We start from the raw sequence: 19,325 nt of genomic DNA, 5'->3' as shown, positions 1-19,325 counted from the left end.
TGTTCCTTCGTGAGAGTTCGAGAGGTCAGTCAGGCCGCGACGCGCGCGGGTGCCTGCTGCAGGGTGTAGCGTCCGCCAGCCCAGACGACGTAGAGGCAGGCGGCGGTGGTGATGCCGATGGCGATGGCCGGGGCCGCCGTGAGCACGGCGGCCTGGACGCCGACGATCGCGAACGAGACGAAGGTCAGCGGCCAGCGGCGCACGGCGAGGATGAGGGATGCGCGCGCCAGCACGAGCAGGCGCGTGTCCTCGGCCTGCGTGATCGCCACGAGCGTCACGGCTGCGGTCGCGAGCGTCAGGATCGCGACGACGACGAGCAGCGGCACGAGGAGGACGCCGATGCCCGTCGGCACGAGCAAGAACACATCCACGAGCGCGACCGTGACCACGGCGGACGTGACCGCCGAGATCACGAGCGCCCGCTTCCAGGTGCGGCGCACCCCGCTGATGAACGCGCGGATCACATCCGTGTCCCCCTCCGCGTGCGCACGGAAGGTCGCGAACGCACCCGCGATGCCCGGCCCCGTGAGCGCCGCGCTCGCCGCGAGCAGCGGCCACGACAGTGACGGGTCGGTGGTCACGAGCAGCACGAGGAACGGCAGGCTCATGACCGCGAGCATCAGGTTGACGGCGAGCGCCAGGTAGGTGACGTTGAACGCCGTCGCGTAGACGCCGTGCGAGATGCGCTTCATGGCCTAGCCCTTCATTCCGCTGGTCGCGATGCCCTCGACGAAGTACCGCTGGCCGAGGAGGAACACGATCGCGATGGGCAGCACCGAGATGGTGAGGCCCGCGAAGAGCACGCCGTAGTCGACGTCGTAGAGGCTCGAGACGAAGTTCTTGAGGCCCAGCTGCATGGTCCAGAGGCTCGGGTCGCGCAGGTAGATGAGCGGTCCGAGGTAGTCGTTCCAGGTGTTGACGAACGTCAGCAGCGAGAGGCTCGCGATGGCCGGGACCGACAGTGGCAGCATGATGCGCCGCCAGATGCCGTACTCGCTGAGCCCGTCGAGGCGGGCCGCCTCGGAGAGCTCCATTGGGATGGTCTCGTAGAACTGCTTCATGAGGAACACACCGAAGGCGCCGAACGCCTGCAGCAGGATGATCGCCCAGAGGGTGTTCGAGAGGTTCGCGTTGGACAGCAGGATGAACTGCGGGATCATGTACGACTGCCACGGCACGGCGATCGTTCCGACGTAGAGGAGGAACAGCACGTCGCGACCGGGGAACTTGACGCGCGAGAAGCCGTAGGCGGCGAACGAGCCGGTGAGTACCTGCAGGGCCGTGACGGTGACCGAGAGGATGAGCGTGTTGCCGATCCAGGTCATGATGTCCGACTTGGTCCAGATGTCGACGTAGTTCTGCCAGACGAAGACCTCGGGGATCCACTGCACCGGCACCGAGAAGACCGCGTTGGCCTCCTTGAGGGAGCTCATGATCATCCAGAAGAACGGCGTGAGCATCGCGGCCGCGGCGACGATGAGGATCACGTAGAGGAGCGCGCGAGCGAGCTTGTGCTCCTTCTTGCCAGCGGGCTTCGCGGGCTCGACGTGGTCGGTCGAGAGGGGGGTCGTGGTCTCCTCGGGGAGGACGACTGCCATGGTCTGGGACATCAGCTGTCCTTCCGCTTGTTCCACATGAACTGGATGATCGTGACGACGATGCAGAGCAGGAACAGCACGACGGAGGCCGCTGACGCGTATCCGAACTCGTTCTCCTCGAAGCCCTTGCGGTAGATGAACTGGGAGATGACGGTCGTCGACTGGCCCGGCCCGCCCTCGGTGAGCACGAGGATGAGGTCGAAGATCTTCAGCGAGTTGATCGTCAGCATGACGGTGACGAAGAACATGGTCGGGCGCAGGCAGGGAAGCGTCACGTTCCAGAAGCGCTGCCACGCGTTCGCGCCGTCGACGCGTGCGGCCTCGTGCAGCTCGGGCGGCACCGTCTGCAGGGCCGCGAGGAAGAGCACCATGTAGTAGCCCATGTCGCGCCACGTGCTGATGATGACCACGGCGGGCATCGCCCACTCGGTCGAGGTGAGCCAGCCTGGCGGGTTGTCGATGCCGATGAGGCGCAGGCCCTCGTTGATGGGGCCGAAGTCCGGGCTGAAGAGCAGGTTCCAGACGAGCGCGATCGCGACGATCGACGTGATGTAGGGGAAGAACGCGGCCGTGCGGAAGAACGCGACGCCGCGGAGCTTGTTGTTGAGCAGCAGCGCGAGCCCGAGCGAAACGACGATCGTGAGCGGGATGTGCAGCACCGAGTAGTAGATGGTGTTGCCGAACGCGACCTGGAAGCTGCCGTCGCCCAGGAGGCGGGTGAAGTTGTCGAAGCCGACGAACGTCGAGGTGCCGAAGATGTTCCAGTTCGTGAGAGACATGTAGAACAGCACGATGACGGGCACGAGCGTCAGCGTCGCGAAGCCGAGGAAGTTCGGCAGGATGAAGCTCCAGCCGACAAGCGAGCGCTTGAGCCGTGAGCGGTTGCGCAGCTTGCGCGCCTCGGGCGACAGGCCCTCAGGCGCGGCCTTCGGCTGCGCCGGTTCCGTTGTGGTGGTCATGATTCTCCTGGAGAGAGGTGCCGGTCGGCCGGTGAGAGAGCACCGGCCGACCGACGAGAGGGGTTAGTCGAGGCCGACTTCGTTGGCGACTCGGGTCTCGGCCTCCGTGATGGAGTCCTTGACCGACTTCGAGCCGGAGAGGATCGAGGAGTGCATGTCGTTCAGGATGTTCTGGACGGCGGCGGTCTTCGAGTTGGTCGGGCTCTCGGGGAGCGTCTCGTGCGTCTGCACGGCGAACGAAGAGAGCTCGTCCTGCGGGGCGCCCTCGACGCCGAAGTACGCCTCGACGACCGGGTCGCTCAGGAGCGCCGGGGTGATGCCGATGCCGGCGAGCTTCGTCGCCGCCTCTTCGCTTGCTGCGTAGGCGAGGAAGTCCTTGGCGGCCTGCGTCTTGCCCTCGTCGATGTTGGCGTTGATGCCGAAGCCGGCAGGGTCACCGAACGTGACGGGGGTGTTCTCGAGACCAGCGGTGGATGCATCCATCTGCGGCACAGGTGCGATGCCCCACTCGAAGTCGTCGGCCTCGCCGGCTGCCTGCTGCGAGATGAGCGTCGCCACGAACCACGAGCCCATGGGGATCATCGCGGCCTTCTGCTTGCCGAACTCGCCCTGGTAGGTGAGCTTGTTGGCCGTGACCGTGTTGAAGGAGGCCTGCGCGCCGTCGTCCTGCAGCTTGAGCGAGTTGTCGTAGTACTTCTCGAAGTAGTCGTACGCTCCGCTGAAGATGTCGCCGTCAGCCTGCGCGTTGGCGAAGCCCTGGACGGTCGACTGCCAGCTGTGCTGGTGCGCGCCCTTGGCGGTCGAGCCCGCTGCGGTGAGGTTCTGCGTCAGGAGGTCGGCGTTCTCGACGTAGTCGTCCCAGGTCCAGCTGCCGTCCGGGTAGGCGACGCCTGCCTGGTCGAAGAGGGCCTTGTTGTAGTAGAGCACCCACGAGTCCTGGCGGTACGGGGTCGCCCACGTGGTGCCGTCGATCTCGTACGACGCGGCACCGCTGATGCCCTCGGGCAGCTTGATGTCGGACACGTCGAGCAGCTGTCCGCCTTCCTGGAAGGTGGTGACGAACTTCGTCTCCTTCTGCGTGATGATGTCGGGGCCCGAACCGGCCGCGAGGTCGGCCGTGATGAGCGTGTTGTACTCGGCGGGGTCGTAGTCGACGACCTCGACGGTCACGTCTGGGTACTTCTCCGTGAAGCCGTCCGCCAGCAGCTGGAACTCGGGGGTGGATGCGACGCTCCAGCCCGACACCGACAGCGTGATGGGACCGTCTGGGTCGACGCTCCCGCCACCGCTACATCCGGTGAGGGCCAGTGCGGCGGCGGCGAGGCCCGCAGTGGCGATCATGGTGCGCTTCTTCATGGTGCTGCTCCTTTGCTGCAATGAACGAGACCCGCTTCGGATCCCTGAAAACCGACGCCCGGGCTACGAGAGGCGGTAGTTGGTGAGGTCGACGGTGCTGTGCGCCCCGTCCGACCAGGTGATGGCGGCGAGCTCATCGGTGAGCTCGACGCCGGTGGTGGTGCTTGGGGTGTGGTCTGCGCCCGCGAGGGTGAGGTGGGTGGCGGCCCAGGTGCTGACCTCCACGGGGGCGTCGAGCACGGGCACTGCGGTGGATGCGCCGAGCGGGCTCGCGTCCGTGCGAGTCACGGTGCGTGCCGTCGTGCCCGTCGTCAGGCCGCGGAGTGCGCTCGTGATCTGCGCATCCTGTCGGCTCGTGACGGGCCAGCCGCCCCAGCGGAGCATCCAGTCGCTCTCGTCGACGCCGTCGGCGAGGTCGGTGACGCGGGCGAGGCGCACCTCTTCTGCTGCGCGCACGACCGAGACGACCGTGAGGCGCGCGACGACCGTCGCTTCGCCGTCGAGGCCGGAGCCGTGGCGCTGCTGCTTCGCGCTCGGGACGAGCGTGTGGGCGAGCCAGGTGGATGCGGCCACGCCGGCGTCGCCGTCGGTGGTCGTGGCAAGGAGCTCCATCGCGGCGCGGTGCGTGGCGGTTTCGGTGCCCGTGGTGGCGTTCTCGCCTGCGGTGGCGCTCTTGACGAGCGCGACCGACTGCTCGAGCGGCTCGTGCCAGGCCGCGTCGTCGAGCAGCGGGCTGGTTGCGCTCGAGTAGGCGATGCGGGCGTAGAGGGGCGAGTCGCCGACCAGCGTGTTCGGCTTCGCGTGGTCGGTGCCGTGGTTGGCGATGCGCACGATGCCGTCGCTCTTCGTACCGGTGACGACCCAGCCCGGGGCGGCGATCGTGCGCACGAAGTCGCCCTGCTCGACGGGGAGCGGCTCGGCCTCGGCGGCCCAGACGGGGTGGTCGGCCGGGAGAAGGATGCCGAGCAGGCCCTTTGAGGCCCAGTACGGGGAGGCGGGGCCGGAGTAGGCCTGAGCGAGCTGGCGCCACTCGTCGAGCCAGCCCATCGTGAGGAGGCCACGCTCATCCGGCACGCCGCGCTCGGCGAAGTGGGAGACGACCTTCTCGGCCGCGTGGCGGAGCGCGCCGAGCGAGACCGAGGGAACCTCCGCGAGCGCGCCGACCCAGAACGGGGCGGCGGCGGCGAAGCGGTAGATGAGGCTGCGGCCCTGCAGGAGCGGGGAGCCGTCTCCGCCGATGAGGTGCACGGCGTCCTGCAGGAAGCGGTCGAGGGCGGCGACGTCACCGGCGAGGCGGTCGCCCGCGAGCTCGCTGGCCCCGCGCATCCGCGACCAGAGGACGGGGTAGATGTGCAGCGCCCAGCCGACATAGTGGTCGTAGGAGCGCTCGTCGCCGTCGGAGAGCCAGCCGTCGGCGCGCACGAACGAGTCGTGCAGGGCGAGGTCGGCGGTGACGTCCTCCGGCGACCAGGGGCCGCCGACGGAGCGCAGGAAGGTCTGCACGACGAGGCGGAACCACAGCCAGTTCGTGCGCGGGTAGGTGTCGTCGCCGACAGCCGGCGCGAAGTAGTCGATGACGCGCTGCTGCGTGAGCTCATCGAGCGCATCCCAGATCCAGGGGCGCGTGAGGTCGAGGATGAGGGCGAGCGACGCCGACTCCACCTTCGCCTGCGGGTGCTCCTCGAGACGCACCCAGCGGTCGGACGCATCCGGGTCGACGCCCGTGCGGATGCCTTCGGAGAAGAAGGAGATGAGCTCGTCGACGCCCTGGCCGCGCTCCCCCGCGATGCGGAAGCCAGCGAGGAGGAACGTGCGGGCGAAGCCCTCGAGGCCGTCGATGTCGTGACCGTAGCCACCCTCGGCGCCGGGAGGGGTGATGCGCCCCTTACCCGGAGAGGACCAGGCCATGGCGCCCGCGAGGAGGCGGTCGGCGTAGGCGGTCCAGTCGTCGCGGGTCCATGCTCGCTGCGACGCTGACGGAAGCGCAGCGGCGGGCGCTTCGGGCGTGAGTGCCGTGGACACGGATTCTCCTTTGAATTGCCGTCCGGGGTGCCTGCGGCGTCCCCCCGGGGGTGGTGACGTTTCGAAAGAGTAGCAATCAACCTCGATCACAACAATGCGGTTATGATCGTGCATGATCGTTTACGATCGATTCGAGTTGCAACACCACCACCGCAGCAGCGGCGAGCACCACCCCCGAGAAGTAGGTCGACGATGACAGACACCACGGACATTCCCGTGCAGAGCGGCACCGCATTCCGTGGACCCCTCTCGCGCGCCCTCGACGAGCAGCTCGGCGGCCGGAACCTTGACGAGGTCATCGCCGACCCCGACCACGCGCTCCCCGTGCCGCCCGCATCCGACTGGCCCGCCGGAATCGCCGACGCGCGCACCCTCGCGGAGATGACCGAACGCGCCACCGCCGAACAGGGCACACCATGGCCGCAACCGCGCGCGAGCGACGCCGCCAGATATCACGGCGACGGCAACCGGATCGCCTGGGAGACGCCCGCCTTCGCGCGGCAGGAACGCCTGACTCGCACCGCGGTGGCGGCCGCCGGTGACCCGTCGCTGCTCGCCGAGGTCGTCGACGGCGTCATCCTGCTCTGCGAGCAGAGCTCCTGGTGCTGGCCGGCCCACGACGACACGCTCGCCCGGCACAGCTCAGTGCTCGCAACCGTCACCGACCCCTACCTCGACCTCGGCGCCGGCGAAGTCGTCGGGCAGCTCGCCTGGATCGACCAGCTGCTCGGCGACCAGCTCGACGCCCAGTACCCGGGTGTGCGGGCCCGCATCCGCCACGAAGCCCGCGTGCGCGTCTTCGAGCCGTTCGTGCGTCGCCGCGACTGGCACTGGCTCGGCCTCGACGGGGACGCGCACAACTGGAACCCGTGGATCCACGGCAACGTGCTCGTCGCCGCCCTCCGCCTGCTCGACGCGCCGAGCGACGCCGCGGAACGCGCGCGCATCCTGGAGCTCGTCGTCGAAGGGCTCGACCGCTACGTCGCCGTGCTCCCAGAAGACGGCGCCATCGACGAGGGCTACGCCTACTGGTGGAACGGCGCCTGCCGCCTCCTCGAAGCCCTCGACCTGCTCACCTTCGCGACCGGTGGCGCCTTCGACCCCGTTCCGAGCACCCGCTCGCTCCGAGAGACCGTGGCCTTCCCGCACCGCATGCACCTCGGCGGCGGCTGGTTCGTGAACGCCGCCGACGGGCAGGCCAAGCCCAGCAGCGACCAGCCGTGGCACTCCCTGCACCGGACGGCCGTTCGCGCTGGAGACGCCGACGCGCAAGCGTTCGCGGCCTCCCACCGCCGCCCATCAGAGGCCGCGGTCGTCGAAGCCGAGGGGCTCGGGCGAGTGCTTCGCGGGCTCACCGACGCGGCCTGGCTGCAGCTGAGCCCACCCGCTCCCCCGGCCCCCGCATCCACCTGGCTCCCCTCCACGCAGATGCTCGTCGCCCGCGAGCGCGACGGCTCGTCTTCGGGCTTGTCGGTCGCGGTCAAGGGCGGCCACAACGACGAGAACCACAACCACAACGACGTCGGCACGTTCCTCGTCGCCTCCGACGGAGTGCCGGTCATCGTCGACGCCGGGCGCCCCAGCTACGACGCCCGCACCTTCAGCAACCGCCGCTACGAGCTGTGGCCCATGCAGAGCGAATGGCACAACGTGCCGCTCATCGCGGGGCGCGGGCAGCCGACAGGCCGCGAGTACGCGGCCGACGTTGTCGGCGTGCAGACAGGGAACGCTCCCTCGCTCGAGCTCGAGCTGGCCGGCGCCTACGACGTCGCAGGGCTCGAGTCGTGGCGCCGCGAGGTGCTCCTCGACCGCGAGCGCGCCGAGGTGCGCATCCACGACGCGTGGCGCTGGGCGTCCGCCGATGCCGCGCCCGCCCCCGCCCCCGCGAGCTCAACAGAGTTGTGGCCAAGCGTGGTCCGCGAGGAGCTGAACAACACCGCGCCACAACTCTCCGCATCTGACGCCGACGCGACGGACGCGACATCCTCCTCTGCCGCACCCGCCCCGACGCAGCTGCGGATGCTGCTCGCCGGCGACGTGGCCCTCGCATCTGACAGTCAGGGTGACGACAGCGCCGTCATCACCCCTCTGGGTGGTGCCCCGCGGGTCCACGTCACCTGGACTGGCACCGCGACCGCCACCCTCACGCCGATCGAGCTCGACGACCCGATGCTGACGGACGTGTGGGGCCCTAGACTCGTGCGACTCGACCTCGACGTCGCCGGCCGGTCAACGATGACCGTCACTGTGCGCCAGGAGCACTCGACACCGCCCTTCGGGGACACGAACGCTGTGGGGGACGCAGAATGATGGAACAGGGATCACGGCTCGCCGCCGAACGGCGCGACCTCATCTTGGAACGGCTGCTCGCCTCCGGTGCGGTGCGGGTCGCCGAGCTGACCGACGAGCTCGACGTCACCCCGGTGACGCTGCGACGCGACCTGCAGCAGCTCGAGTCGGACGGCCTCCTGGTGCGCGTGCACGGCGGCGCCGTGCTCCCGCCCGACGGCGCGCCCGCCTTGCAGGCGCGCCAGGCGACGAACGGCGCGCAGCAGACCATCGGCGTGCTGGTGCCCTCGCTCGACTTCTACTGGCCGCGTGTCATCCGCGGCATGGAGCAGGCGGCTCGCGAGCAGGGCGCGAAGCTGCTGCTGCGGGGAACGTCGTACGAGATGCAGGATGAGCGGCCCGTGCTCGAGCGGATGGTCGAGCACGAGGGTGTCACGGGCCTCGTCGTCGCCCCCAACACCGACACCGACCATGCCCGCGAGGTCATGGAGTGGCTGCATGAGTCCGGGCTGCCGTTTGTGCTCGCCGAGCGCGATGCCGTCGTCGGCCCCGACCGTACGCCCGCGGAGTCGGTCACCACCGATCACGCCCTGGGCGCCGTCCTCGCGGCCCGTCATCTCGCGCAGCTCGGGCACCGCAAGGTGGGCCTCTTCATCTCACGGAACTCGCCGACGTCGCGCAAGATCATCGCCGGCTGGTCGGCCGCCTGCCGCGAGCTGGGCCTCACGCCGGGTGAGCACGTCGAGCGCATCCTGCCCGACCGCCGCGACCCTCGCTTCTCGGGAGCAGTGGATGCGGTGCTCGACGCGGTCCTCGAAGCTGGCGTCACCGCCCTGCTCGTGCACTCCGACCGGGAGGCGATGGCGATCATCGACGTGGCTCTCGCTCGTGGGCTCAGCGTGCCGGACGACCTGTCTGTCGTGGCCTACGACGACGAGGTCGCCGATCTCTTCACGCCGGCACTGACCGCGGTGACACCGCCCCGTTCGTCACTGGGCCGCGCCGCCGTCGAGACGCTCCTCGCACGCATCGCCGACCCGTCGAGGCCCGTGCACCGCACCGTGCTCAGCCCGAGTTTCAACTCGCGCCTCTCGACGGCGCCGCCCCGAGCCGTCTGAGCGGGGCCGCACGCCCCGCCCCGCATCCGCATCCGCATCCGCATCCGCTCGAAAGGGTTCTCCCAGGTTTCCTCTGCGGAAGTCCGTCTACTATCTCCCGAAGCAAGGGGAGTACTCCCGTCTGCGGTGTGCCCGTCAATACGAGCGTGATTCCACGTTCCGGGGCGCCGGTTCCACCAGGTCAGCGTCGCTGTTCTGGTCGGGGCGGAGGAGACCTTGGTGTCGTTGTCGAACACCAATCCCCCTTTGGAGTACCCCCATGCAGGTCACGACCTCTGTCTGGCTGATCACGATCGCCGTGACGATCGGCTTCTTCGTCTACGAGTTCTTCGCCCATGTGCGGAAGCCGCACGAGCCGACCATCCGAGAATCCGCGCGCTGGTCCGCGTTCTACATCGGCCTCGCGCTGCTGTTCGGCGTCGGCATCGGCTTCGTCACCGACTGGCGCTACGGCGGTGAGTACTTCGCCGGCTACCTGACCGAGAAGGCGCTGTCGCTCGACAACCTCTTCCTGTTCCTCATCATCATGACCGGCTTCGCGGTGCCGAAGATCTACCAGCAGAAGGTGCTGATGATCGGCATCGTCATCGCGCTCATCATGCGCGGCGGGTTCATCGCCGTCGGCGCCGCCCTCATCGAGAACTTCTCCTGGGTCTTCTACCTGTTCGGCGCGCTGCTGTTCGTGCTCGCCTACCAGCAGATCAAGGGCGACCACGGCGACCCCTCGAACAACGCGTTCATGCGCTTCGTGCGCCGCATCCTGCCCGTCACCGACGAGTACCACGGCGACAAGCTCACCGTGAAGAAGGACGGCAAGCGCTGGGTCACCCCGATGCTGCTCACGATCGTCGCGATCGGCTTCATCGACCTGGTCTTCGCCCTCGACTCGATCCCCGCCATCTACGGCCTCACGAACGAGGCGTACATCGTGTTCACAGCGAACGCCTTCGCCCTCATGGGCCTGCGCCAGCTGTTCTTCCTCATCGGCGGACTCCTCGAGCGCCTCGTCTACCTCAGCCAGGGCCTCGCCGTGATCCTCGGCTTCATCGCCGTGAAGCTCGTCTTCCACGCCCTGCACGTCAACGAGGTGCCGTTCATCAACGGCGGCGAGCCGCTGCTGTGGGTGCCCGAGATCCCCATCTGGTTCTCGCTCACGTTCATCAGCGCCACCATCGCGGTCGCGACCATCGCGAGCCTCCTCAAGACACGCGGCGACCGCAGCAAATCCGAGCGCTCCACGGTGCAGGGCGAGCCCATCGAGACGGCCGCCGAGGCGGCGGATGCCCGGGTTGCGACGGACGCGCGCACGAGCACCAGCCCGACCTCGAGCGAGGTGTCCAGCTCGTCCTCGGGCGAGGCGACCCGCACCGGCGGGCGGTCCAACGACGCCTGACCGCAAGCGCCGCCTCCCCGGCGATCGCTGCCAGTCAAATGGCCCTTCTGGACTTCCCAGAAGGGCCATCTGGCTGGCAGCGATGTGGATGCGGTGCGCGGGGTCACGGGGGTGGTGCGACAGCAGAGCGCGGGGCGAGCGCGGCGCGCGGCGCGAGAACGTGGCGCGCGGGGCGAGCGCGCGGCGGGGTTACTCCTCGAGGGGGCCGAGGGCGGCTTGGGCGACGAAGCGGGCGACGGGCGACGCCGTCACCTCGAGCTCGATGACCGCGATCGTGTTCGTGCCGGATTTGAGGATCGAGCCCGGCACGTAGAGCGTCTGCTGCGGCCCACTCCGCCAGTAGCGCCCGAGCAGGAAGCCGTTGACGAGCGCGTATCCCTTGCCCCACTTCGAGGTGTCCAGGTACAGGTCCGCCGGCTCTTCGAGCTCGAACTCGCCGCGAAGGCCTGTGAGCCCGAGCGGCGTCCCGGGATGAGCCAGTGACGAGGATGCGTCGGCGGCAGCGAGGCCAGCACCACCGACATCGGCAGGAGCACCAGCAGAACCAGCGGCGATGTCAGCCCCGGCCGAGCCGATCGCGGCTCCGGCTTCGGCGACGTCGATGGGGGTCGCCGTCCACCCTTCGAGCGGTACCCCGTCGAGGAGTGGCGTGCCGATGATGCCCTTCTCCTCGCCGATGCGCTCGGCGTAGTTCACGCGGCCCTGCTCTTCGACGAGCACGCGCAGTCGCTGCCCGGGCGGGACGACGATCGCGGTCTCGTGGAGGGTGCGCGAGAGCGTGCCGACTGGGATGCCGTCGACCGAGACCCACGCGTGGTCGCGCACCTCCTCGAACTCGAGCAGGCGAGGCGTGGATGCGTCGGGCAGCTCGACTTCGTAGCTGACGAGCGCGCTGAGGTGCTGCAGCGCGTCGAAGGTCGGTGGCACGGCGTGCGTCGCAGGCGAGGCGAGAGTCCCGGCCGAGCGAGCGGTGTCAGCCGATGCAGCCGAACCGGGCGAGCCGGCGCGGGCGTCCGAGACGGCCGGCAGCCACGCATCCGCCGCAACGACGGAGAGTGGAGCCGTGAACTCGGGCGCAGGTCCGCCGGCGGCCGGCGACTCGGCGGGCACGTCCGCGTATTTCGCGATGACGTCCTTGAACGCAAAGAACTTCGGGGTCGGGTTGCCGGCCTCGTCGAGTGGGGCGTCGTAGTCGTAGGACGTCGCGATGGGCAGGTAGCGGCCTTTGTGGTTGGCGCCGTTGGTGAGGCCGTAGTTGGTGCCGCCGTGGACCATGTAGAAGTTGACGGAGGCGCCGGCGGCGAGGAGCGCGTCGAGCTCGCGTGCCGCATCTTCGACGCTGGTCGTGTGGTGGAAGGCGCCCCACCAGTCGAACCAGCCGTCCCAGAACTCCGCGCACATGAGGGGGCCGGTGGGCTGGTGGCGTCGCAGGGTGGCGAGGCGCTCGTCGGCGCGCGACCCGAACGAGCCGGTGAGGTGCGCGCCTGCGACGCTGCCGTCGCTCAGCATCTGGTCGGTGGGCTGGTCGATCGTCGTGAGCGGCACGGTGATGCCCGCCTCGCGCGTGACCTCGATGAGCCGCTCGAGGTAGGCGGTGTCGTTGCCGTAGGCGCCGTATTCGTTCTCGATCTGCACGAGCACCACGGGACCGCCCAGGTCGATCTGCCGCGGTGCGACGATGTCGTAGACGCGTCGCAGGTACGTCTCCACCTCGGTCAGGTACGCGGGCTCCGACCGGCGCAGCCCGATCCCAGGCATCGCCGTGAGCCAGGTCGGCAGGCCGCCATTGTGCCATTCGGCGCAGATGTACGGTCCGGGCCGCACGATGGCGTGCATCCCCTCGGCGGCGATGAGGTCGAGGAAGCGTCCGAGGTCGTTCCAGCCCGTCGCATCCCACTCCCGCTTGCGGGGCTCGTGCGCGTTCCACGCCACGTACGTCTCGATGGTGTTGAGCCCCATGAGCTTCGCCTTGTGGATGCGGTCGGCCCACTGCTCGGGATGCACGCGGAAGTAGTGCAGGGCCCCGGAGAGCACGCGGTGCGGCTCGCCGTCGAGGAGGAAGTGCTCGTCGCCGATCTCGAAGGTCATATGGGCGTGTTCCAGTCTTCTGTCTGCGTCGGCAGGGGTTCGGTTTCGGTGAGGTGAGGCGCGGCGCGGGTCGGCGGGCCAGCTGGCCGCGGCTCAGCGGAGGACGGCGTCGCCGGAGCCTTCGACGAGGCCGCGCACGTCGCCCCAGCTCGGCTGCGACTCCCAGTCACCGTCGGCGCGGCACGCGCAGGCTCCGCAGGCGGCGGCGGTGAGCATCCGCTGCTCGAGGGTGCCGCCGCGGGTGAGTTCGACGAGGTAGCCGGCGGCGAACGCGTCTCCGGCTCCGACGGTGTCGACGACGTCCACGCGGTAGGCGGGCACCTCGAGCTCGAGCTCGCCGTCGACGCCGGATGCGCCGTGCTCGCCGCGCTTGATGAGCACTTGGGTGGGCCCGAGGGCCTGCAGGGCGCGGGCTTGCTCGAGGGGCGAGGATTCGCCGACGATCATGGCGGCCTCGTCGTCGCCGGCGAAGACGATGTCGCTGAGCGCGACGAGCTCCCGGTAGCGGGGCGCGGCGGTCTCGGCCGACCAGAGCTTGCTGCGGTGGTTGACGTCGAACGACACCGTCACGCCGCGCTCGCGGGCGAACCGGACGGCGTTCAAGATCGTCTCGGCCGAGCTGTCGCTGAGGGCGAGGCTGATGCCGGTGACGTGCAGCACGTCTGCCCCGGCGATCACGTCGCTCGGCACGTCGGCCGGGGTGATGCGGCTGCCCGCGAACCCGTGCCGGTAGTAAGTGACGCGGCTGTGCCCTGGGCGTGGCCGGTCCTTGACCATGAGGGCCGTGGGAACATCCGCGTCGATGCTCGCGTGCAGCTGCACCTGCTCGGCCCTGAGGGTGCGACGGATGCGGTTGCCGATGGCGTCGTCGCCGAGCCGTCCGATCCAGGCGACCTCGCTGCCGAGGCGGGCGGCGGCGATCGCGACGTTGCTCTCGGCGCCGCCGAAGCTCATCTCCGCGTCCGACTGCAGGTCGAAGCCGCCGGCGCGGCGCGCGAGCACGAGCCCGAGCGCCTCACCGATGGTGACGATGCCGCTCACGCGGCGGCCGCCTTGGTCTGCAGCACCTGGGCGGCGATCTCTGACGCCTCGCGTGCCGCCGCGGCCACCGCATCCGCTCCGGCGTCAAGCAGCTTCGCGCCGCCGAGCCAGCTGCCGCTGACAGCGAAGACGGCCGAATGCTCGAGGTGCTCGGCGAGGTTCGCGGGTGCGATGCCGCCGCTCGGCATGAACGTGATGCCGCGGAACACGGACGCGTAGGTGCCGAGCAGCGCGAGCCCGCCGAAGTTTCCGGCGGGGAACAGCTTGAGCTGGGTGAGCCCCAGCTCGCGGGCCGCCGTGATGTCGGTTGGCGTGAGGGTGCCGGGGAGCACGGGCACGCCCGCGCGCTGTCCGGCGCGCACCACGTCGGCCGAGAGGCCGGGCGACACGAGGAACTGGGCACCCGCATCCAGCGCCTGCTGCGCCTGCTCGACGTCGAGGACCGTGCCGGCTCCCACGATGAGGTCGGGGCGGCCCGCGATGTGGCGCATCGCGGCGAGCGCCCCGTCGCCGCGGAGGGCGATCTCGACGATGCCGATGCCGCCGGCGACGAGCCCGTCGGCGAGCGCTTCCGCCTGCGCGGTGGTGCTCGGTGTGGAGAGGGGAACGATGGGGTGCCCCTCGAAGAGGGAGCTCATCGCGCGAGCCACCCGCCGTCGACGGGGAGGACGACGCCCGTGACGTACGCGGCGGCGGGGCTCGCGAGGAACACGGCGGCGCCGCCGAGGTCGTCGGCCTCGCCCCAGCGGCCGGCCGGGATGCGCTCGAGGATGGAGCGCGAGCGGTCGCTGTCTTCGCGCAGCGCCTCCGTGTTGTCGGTGGCGATGTAGCCGGGGGCGATGGCGTTGACGGTCACGCCGCGCGCCGCCCACTCGTTGCTGAGCGCGTGCACGAGGCCCGCGATGGCCGACTTCGATGCGGTGTAGCCGGGCACGTTGATGCCGCCCTGGAAGCTGAGGAGGCTCGCGGTGAAGATGATGCGGCCCTCGCCGCGCTCCACCATCGCGCCGCCGACGAGCTGGCTGAGCACGAACTGGCTGGAGAGGTTGACCTGGATGACCTCGTCCCACCAGTCGAGCGAGTGCTCGGCCGCTGGTGCGCGGCGGATGGTGCCGGCGTTGTTGACGAGGATGTCGGCGTGCTTGACGGCGTCGCCGAACTGCTCGACCGCGGCGCGGTCGGTGAAGTCGACGCCGTGGCCTTCGAAGCTGCGGCCGAGGGCGCGGACGCGCGTGCCGACCTCGCCGCCGTCGGCTTCCTGCTGCGAGGAGGCGGCGATGATGTCGGCGCCGGCTTCGGCGAGGGCGGTGGCGATGCCGAGGCCGATGCCGCGGCGGGCTCCCGTGACGACTGCGGTCTTTCCGGTGAGGTCGAAGCTGGTCATGGTTAGCCTTCCTGAACGTTGACGAGGATCTTCATGGCGGCGGCACCCGACAGCTGGTCGAAGGCAGCCTGGGTCTCGCTCAGCCCGACGACGCTCGTGATGAGCTCGTCGGCGGGGACGGCGCCGGATGCGAGCAGCTCGATGGCTCGCTCGAAGTCGGCGCGCACGTAGACGCGGGCGCCGATGAGCTCGAGCTCGCGCCAGAAGACGCGGTGGAGGTTGATGGGCACCGGGTTGGGGTGGATGGCGACGAGCACGACGCGTCCGCGGACCTTCGCGTAGTCGACGGCGGTGAGGGCGGTGACGGCGACGCCGGCGACCTCGAAGACGACGTCGGCGCCGGCCGAGCCGGTCGCTTCCTCGATGATCGCGACCGCGTCGCTCGTGGTCGGGTCGATGGTGCGGGCGCCGAGGCGCTCGGCGAGCGCGCGACGCTCGGGGTTGGGCTCGATGACGTAGACGGTCGCGCCGGTGGCGGCGGCGACGAGCGCGATGAGCTGGCCGATGGGGCCGCCGCCGATGATGACGGCGGTCTCGCCTTCGGTGAGCCGCGAGCGCGACACGTCGTGGCAGGCGACGGCGAGCGGCTCGACGAGTGCGGCGTGCTCGAGGGAGAGGGATGCTGGCAGCGGGACGACGAGGTCCTCGCGCACATTCCACAGCTCCTGCAGCGAGCCGGGCGAGTCGATGCCGACGAAGTTCAGGTTCTGGCAGATGTGCGAGTTGCCGGCCTTGCAGGCGGGACAGGTGCCGCACCAGTCGAGGGGCATGACGGTGACCTTGTCGCCGGCGGCGAACGCGGTGACGCCCTCGCCGACGGACTCGACGGTGCCGCTCATCTCGTGGCCGATGGCCTGCGGGACGTCGACGCGTGCATCCATCGACCCGTGCAGCACGTGCAGGTCGGTGCCGCAGATGCCCGTGTAGGCGACCCGGATCTGGACTTCGCCGCTGGCCGGCGCTGGCGCCTCGACCTCGTTGACGATGATGCGGTGCTCGCCGCTGTACTGCGCTGCTCTCACTCCCGTGCTCCCTTGCTCGGTGAAACTTGTTTCCGTTGCGAGGTCCGACTGGCGGAACTCGGTTTCATCTGGCTACTATAGCGGTCGTGGCGAGCGCAAAGGCAAGCGCCGCCAGTACTCAACGAGGAGGAACCATGCGGATCAGCAAGATCAGCAAGATCGGCGCCATCGCAGGCGTCGCAATCGCAGGACTGACCCTCAGCGCATGCTCTGGCGGCGGCGCGGGCGGCGGCGCTGAAGGCGGAGCGGAACCAGGCGTCGGCGAGCTCATGGGCAGCGAGAAGGCCTTCCGGGTCGCCTTCAACCAGAGCGTCGAGCACCCCCAGGCCCAGGCGCTGCTCGAGTTCTCCGACGAGCTGTACGAGGCGACCGACGGCCGCTTCTCGCTCGACCTCTACACCGACGAGGTGCTCGGCGACCAGGCATCCACGATCGAGCAGGTGCAGTCAGGCACCATCGACTTCGCGATGATCGCAGGCTCGCTGCTCGAGAACTTCGAGCCCGACTTCTCCGTCGTGAACCTCCCCTACCTCTACGACTCGCCAGAGCACCAGATGCAGGTGCTCAACGACGAAGCCATCATGGGCGACCTGTACGGCGCCGTCGAAGACGACAGCATCAAGGTGCTGTCCGCATTCCACGGCGGCGTGCGCAACGTCTACTCCAGCAAGGGCGCCGTCGAGACGCCGGCCGACCTGGCCGGACAGAAGATCCGCGTCATCGGCTCCGACACGAACGTCAAGATGATGGAGCTCATGGGCGGCGTCGGCACGCCGATGGCCCAGGGCGAGGTCTTCACGGCCATCCAGTCGGGCGTGCTCGACGGCGCCGAGAACAACGAGCTCATCTACTCGAGCCTCTCGCACGACGAGATCGCGCCGTTCTACTCGCAGACGCAGCACCTGATGATGCCCGACTACCTCATCGCGGGCACCACCGTGTGGGACGGCATCGAGCCAGACGTGCAGGCCACGATGACGGACCTGCTCGCAGCGAGCTCCGACCGTGAGCTCGAGCTCTTCGCCGAGGCAGTCGACGCCGCCAAGGGCGAGGCCGAAGAGGCCGGCGCCACGTTCAACGAGGTCGACGTCGAGACGTTCCGCGAAGCGACCCTCCCGCTCCACGAGGAGCGCGTCACGAACGAGCGCACGCAGGCCATCTACGACGCCATCGAAGCAGCGAGGAGCTAGCTCGTGAAGCAAGCCGCCGCCGCAGTCGAGCTGTGGTTCGGACGCATCCTGAAAGCACTGGTCATCGCGCTCTTCGGCGTGCTGCTGCTGCTCGTGGTGTGGCAGGTGTTCACCAGACTCGTGCTGAACGCGCCGAGCGCGTGGACCGAGGAAGCCGCACGCTTCACCTTCGTGTGGGTCAGCTTCATCGGCATCGCCGTCGTCGTCGGCCAGAAGGCTGACGTCGTCATGGACTTCCTCGTCGAGCGCCTGCCGAGGCAGCTCCAGCGCGGAGCCGACATCGTCGCCTACCTCGCCACCCTCGCGTTCGTCCTCTACGCCCTCGTCTACGGCGGCGGCAAGCAGGCGATCCTCGCCTGGGGGCAGTCCAACCCCATCCTCCCGGTGACGCAGGGCCAGCTCTACCTGGCCCTGCCCATCGCGGGCATCCTCTTCTCGCTCTACATCGTCCTGCACATCTCGCGCACGCTCTCGCCCGGCTACTCCGTCAGGTCGCGTGGGCATGAGGACCCGGAGGCCGCATCCATATGATCGAGCCAGGTCTCATCGCACTGATCCTCGTCGGCGGGCTCGTCCTGCTGCTCGCGCTCGGTGCCCCCATCTCCATCAGCATCGGACTGCCCTCGGCGATCTGCATGCTCCTCATCCTCGGCTTCGACAACGGAGCCATCACCAGCGCGCAGCAGATGTTCCGCGGCGCCAACTCGTTCGCCCTGCTCGCGATCCCGTTCTTCGTCCTCGCCGGCGTCATCATGAACAACGGCGGCATAGCGGAACGGCTCATCAATCTCGCCCGAGTGCTCGTCGGGCGGATGCCCGCGCCGCTCGCGCAGACCAACGTCATCGCGAACGCGATCTTCGGCACCGTCTCCGGTTCCGCCGTCGCCACGGCCTCCGCAGTCGGCGCCACCATGGCGCCCATGCAGAAGAAGGACGGCTACGACCCCGCGTTCTCCACCGCCGTGAACGTCGCCTCAGCCCCCGCCGGCATGATCATCCCGCCGAGCAACACGCTCATCATCTACTCGCTCGCGGCGGGTGGAACGTCGGTCGGCGCCCTGTTCGTGGCCGGGTACATCCCGGGCGCCCTCTGGGCACTCGCCTGCGCCGTGGTCGTCTTCTTCTACGCCCGCAAGCACCCGGAGCTGCGCGGCAAGCCGCTGCCGGCGTTCGGCATCATCCTCGGCACCTTCCTGAAGGCGCTCCCCGCGCTCGGCCTCATCGTCGTCGCGATCGGCGGCATCGTCGCCGGGTTCTTCACCCCGACCGAGGGCTCGGCCGTGGCCGTCGTCTACGCCCTGCTGCTGTCGTTCATCTACCGCACGGTGTCCGTGAAGGACCTGCCGCGCCTCCTCTTCGAGTCCGCGCGAACCAGCTCCATCGTGATCTTCCTGATCGCCGTGTCCTCGATCATGGCGTTCGTCATGACGTACGCTCGCCTGCCGCAGCTGCTCGCCGACACGCTCTTCGGCTGGACGGACTCCAAGGTCGTCGTGCTGCTCATCATGATGATCGTGCTGATCATCATCGGCATCCCGCTCGACCCGACCCCGGCCATCCTGATCTTCACACCGATCTTCCTGCCCATCGCGATCTCCTACGGCGTCGACCCCGTGCACTTCGGCATCATGATGGTCATGAACCTCTCGATCGGTGTGATCTCGCCGCCGTCGGCGCCCGTGCTGTTCGTCGGAGCGCAAGTCGCGGGGGTGAGGCTCGAACCGGTCATCATGCGCCTCCTCCCCTTCCTCCTCGCGCTCATCGTCGTCCTCTTCCTGGTCGTGTTCGTGCCGCAGCTCTCGCTCTGGCTGCCGGGCCTCTTCGGCCTGGTCTGACCCGACCACCCCTGACCAGACACCCCCTGA

Annotated in this window: 16 protein-coding genes; 6 read left to right on the top strand and 10 right to left on the bottom strand. The window is 69.2% G+C overall.

Translation table 11 applies throughout. From position 1 onward, the window contains the following. Positions 1–29: 29 nt before the first annotated feature. From ABVF28_RS01230 to ABVF28_RS01210, 5 genes are all read right to left on the bottom strand, one after another. On the bottom strand, positions 30–692 hold the full coding sequence (locus ABVF28_RS01230; RefSeq protein ID WP_371029191.1) for a ferredoxin-NADPH reductase: 663 nt from the start codon (positions 690–692) through the stop codon (positions 30–32). A 3-nt stretch (positions 693–695) separates the two neighbouring features. Continuing rightward, a complete protein-coding gene (locus ABVF28_RS01225; RefSeq protein ID WP_218854897.1) occupies positions 696–1,610 on the bottom strand; it encodes a carbohydrate ABC transporter permease in 915 nt (304 codons plus the stop codon). Beyond that, positions 1,610–2,557, bottom strand: a complete 948-nt coding sequence (locus ABVF28_RS01220) for a carbohydrate ABC transporter permease (protein WP_211891961.1) — start codon at positions 2,555–2,557, stop codon at positions 1,610–1,612. The genes ABVF28_RS01225 and ABVF28_RS01220 overlap by 1 nt, the downstream gene beginning before the upstream one ends. Positions 2,558–2,620: 63 nt before the next feature. Further along, a complete protein-coding gene (locus ABVF28_RS01215) occupies positions 2,621–3,913 on the bottom strand; it encodes an ABC transporter substrate-binding protein (RefSeq protein WP_371029190.1) in 1,293 nt (430 codons plus the stop codon). A gap of 63 nt (positions 3,914–3,976) precedes the next feature. Next, complete coding sequence (locus ABVF28_RS01210) at positions 3,977–5,935, bottom strand: DUF2264 domain-containing protein (RefSeq protein WP_371029189.1); 1,959 nt, start codon at positions 5,933–5,935, stop codon at positions 3,977–3,979. 192 nt (positions 5,936–6,127) lie between these two features. On the opposite strand from ABVF28_RS01210, the gene ABVF28_RS01205 reads away from it, so the two are divergent. From ABVF28_RS01205 to ABVF28_RS01195, 3 genes are all read left to right on the top strand, one after another. Then, positions 6,128–8,245 (top strand): heparinase II/III family protein, encoded by a 2,118-nt coding sequence (locus ABVF28_RS01205; RefSeq protein ID WP_371029188.1) that lies wholly within the window; start codon positions 6,128–6,130, stop codon positions 8,243–8,245. After that, positions 8,242–9,342 (top strand): substrate-binding domain-containing protein, encoded by a 1,101-nt coding sequence (locus tag ABVF28_RS01200; protein WP_104310551.1) that lies wholly within the window; start codon positions 8,242–8,244, stop codon positions 9,340–9,342. Before ABVF28_RS01205 ends, ABVF28_RS01200 begins: the two co-directional genes overlap by 4 nt. A gap of 259 nt (positions 9,343–9,601) precedes the next feature. Beyond that, complete coding sequence (locus ABVF28_RS01195) at positions 9,602–10,735, top strand: TerC family protein (protein ID WP_371029187.1); 1,134 nt, start codon at positions 9,602–9,604, stop codon at positions 10,733–10,735. A gap of 189 nt (positions 10,736–10,924) precedes the next feature. Here ABVF28_RS01195 and ABVF28_RS01190 read toward each other — a convergent pair whose 3' ends face one another. From ABVF28_RS01190 to ABVF28_RS01170, 5 genes are all read right to left on the bottom strand, one after another. Next, a complete protein-coding gene (locus tag ABVF28_RS01190) occupies positions 10,925–12,823 on the bottom strand; it encodes a beta-galactosidase (RefSeq protein WP_371029186.1) in 1,899 nt (632 codons plus the stop codon). Between the two features lie 93 nt (positions 12,824–12,916). After that, a complete protein-coding gene (locus tag ABVF28_RS01185; RefSeq protein ID WP_371029185.1) occupies positions 12,917–13,864 on the bottom strand; it encodes a sugar kinase in 948 nt (315 codons plus the stop codon). Further along, positions 13,861–14,502 (bottom strand): bifunctional 4-hydroxy-2-oxoglutarate aldolase/2-dehydro-3-deoxy-phosphogluconate aldolase, encoded by a 642-nt coding sequence (locus tag ABVF28_RS01180; RefSeq protein ID WP_371029184.1) that lies wholly within the window; start codon positions 14,500–14,502, stop codon positions 13,861–13,863. Before ABVF28_RS01180 ends, ABVF28_RS01185 begins: the two co-directional genes overlap by 4 nt. Further along, positions 14,499–15,248 (bottom strand): SDR family oxidoreductase, encoded by a 750-nt coding sequence (locus tag ABVF28_RS01175; protein ID WP_371029183.1) that lies wholly within the window; start codon positions 15,246–15,248, stop codon positions 14,499–14,501. Before ABVF28_RS01175 ends, ABVF28_RS01180 begins: the two co-directional genes overlap by 4 nt. Positions 15,249–15,250: 2 nt before the next feature. Then, positions 15,251–16,270, bottom strand: a complete 1,020-nt coding sequence (locus tag ABVF28_RS01170; protein ID WP_371029182.1) for a zinc-binding dehydrogenase — start codon at positions 16,268–16,270, stop codon at positions 15,251–15,253. 134 nt (positions 16,271–16,404) lie between these two features. Here ABVF28_RS01170 and ABVF28_RS01165 point away from each other — a divergent pair, with 134 nt between their 5' ends. From ABVF28_RS01165 to ABVF28_RS01155, 3 genes are read left to right on the top strand one after another with little or no spacing between them, the layout of a single operon-like run. After that, positions 16,405–17,460 (top strand): TRAP transporter substrate-binding protein, encoded by a 1,056-nt coding sequence (locus tag ABVF28_RS01165; protein ID WP_371029181.1) that lies wholly within the window; start codon positions 16,405–16,407, stop codon positions 17,458–17,460. A gap of 3 nt (positions 17,461–17,463) precedes the next feature. Continuing rightward, positions 17,464–17,991, top strand: coding sequence for a TRAP transporter small permease (locus ABVF28_RS01160; RefSeq protein WP_104251740.1), 528 nt, complete (start codon positions 17,464–17,466; stop codon positions 17,989–17,991). Next, the gene (locus ABVF28_RS01155) at positions 17,988–19,295 is read left to right on the top strand and encodes a TRAP transporter large permease (RefSeq protein WP_151422154.1); all 1,308 of its coding nucleotides are present in this window, start codon (positions 17,988–17,990) and stop codon (positions 19,293–19,295) included. Before ABVF28_RS01160 ends, ABVF28_RS01155 begins: the two co-directional genes overlap by 4 nt. Positions 19,296–19,325: the final 30 nt, after the last annotated feature.

It is taken from the genome of Pseudoclavibacter sp. JSM 162008, from assembly GCF_041366455.1.
Lineage (GTDB): Bacteria > Actinomycetota > Actinomycetes > Actinomycetales > Microbacteriaceae > Pseudoclavibacter.
The sequence above is the reverse complement of the archived record's forward strand: the minus strand, read 5'-3'. Positions and strand labels throughout refer to the sequence as shown.

Bases quoted from the DNA above. Each gene is read 5' to 3' on its own strand.
- ABVF28_RS01230 (WP_371029191.1), bottom strand. From the start codon at position 692: ATGAAGCGCATCTCGCACGGCGTCTACGCGACGGCGTTCAACGTCACC.
- ABVF28_RS01225 (WP_218854897.1), bottom strand. From the start codon at position 1,610: ATGTCCCAGACCATGGCAGTCGTCCTCCCCGAGGAGACCACGACCCCC.
- ABVF28_RS01220 (WP_211891961.1), bottom strand. From the start codon at position 2,557: ATGACCACCACAACGGAACCGGCGCAGCCGAAGGCCGCGCCTGAGGGC.
- ABVF28_RS01215 (WP_371029190.1), bottom strand. From the start codon at position 3,913: ATGAAGAAGCGCACCATGATCGCCACTGCGGGCCTCGCCGCCGCCGCA.
- ABVF28_RS01205 (WP_371029188.1), top strand. From the start codon at position 6,128: ATGACAGACACCACGGACATTCCCGTGCAGAGCGGCACCGCATTCCGT.
- ABVF28_RS01200 (WP_104310551.1), top strand. From the start codon at position 8,242: ATGATGGAACAGGGATCACGGCTCGCCGCCGAACGGCGCGACCTCATC.
- ABVF28_RS01195 (WP_371029187.1), top strand. From the start codon at position 9,602: ATGCAGGTCACGACCTCTGTCTGGCTGATCACGATCGCCGTGACGATC.
- ABVF28_RS01190 (WP_371029186.1), bottom strand. From the start codon at position 12,823: ATGACCTTCGAGATCGGCGACGAGCACTTCCTCCTCGACGGCGAGCCG.
- ABVF28_RS01180 (WP_371029184.1), bottom strand. From the start codon at position 14,502: ATGAGCTCCCTCTTCGAGGGGCACCCCATCGTTCCCCTCTCCACACCG.
- ABVF28_RS01175 (WP_371029183.1), bottom strand. From the start codon at position 15,248: ATGACCAGCTTCGACCTCACCGGAAAGACCGCAGTCGTCACGGGAGCC.
- ABVF28_RS01165 (WP_371029181.1), top strand. From the start codon at position 16,405: ATGCGGATCAGCAAGATCAGCAAGATCGGCGCCATCGCAGGCGTCGCA.
- ABVF28_RS01155 (WP_151422154.1), top strand. From the start codon at position 17,988: ATGATCGAGCCAGGTCTCATCGCACTGATCCTCGTCGGCGGGCTCGTC.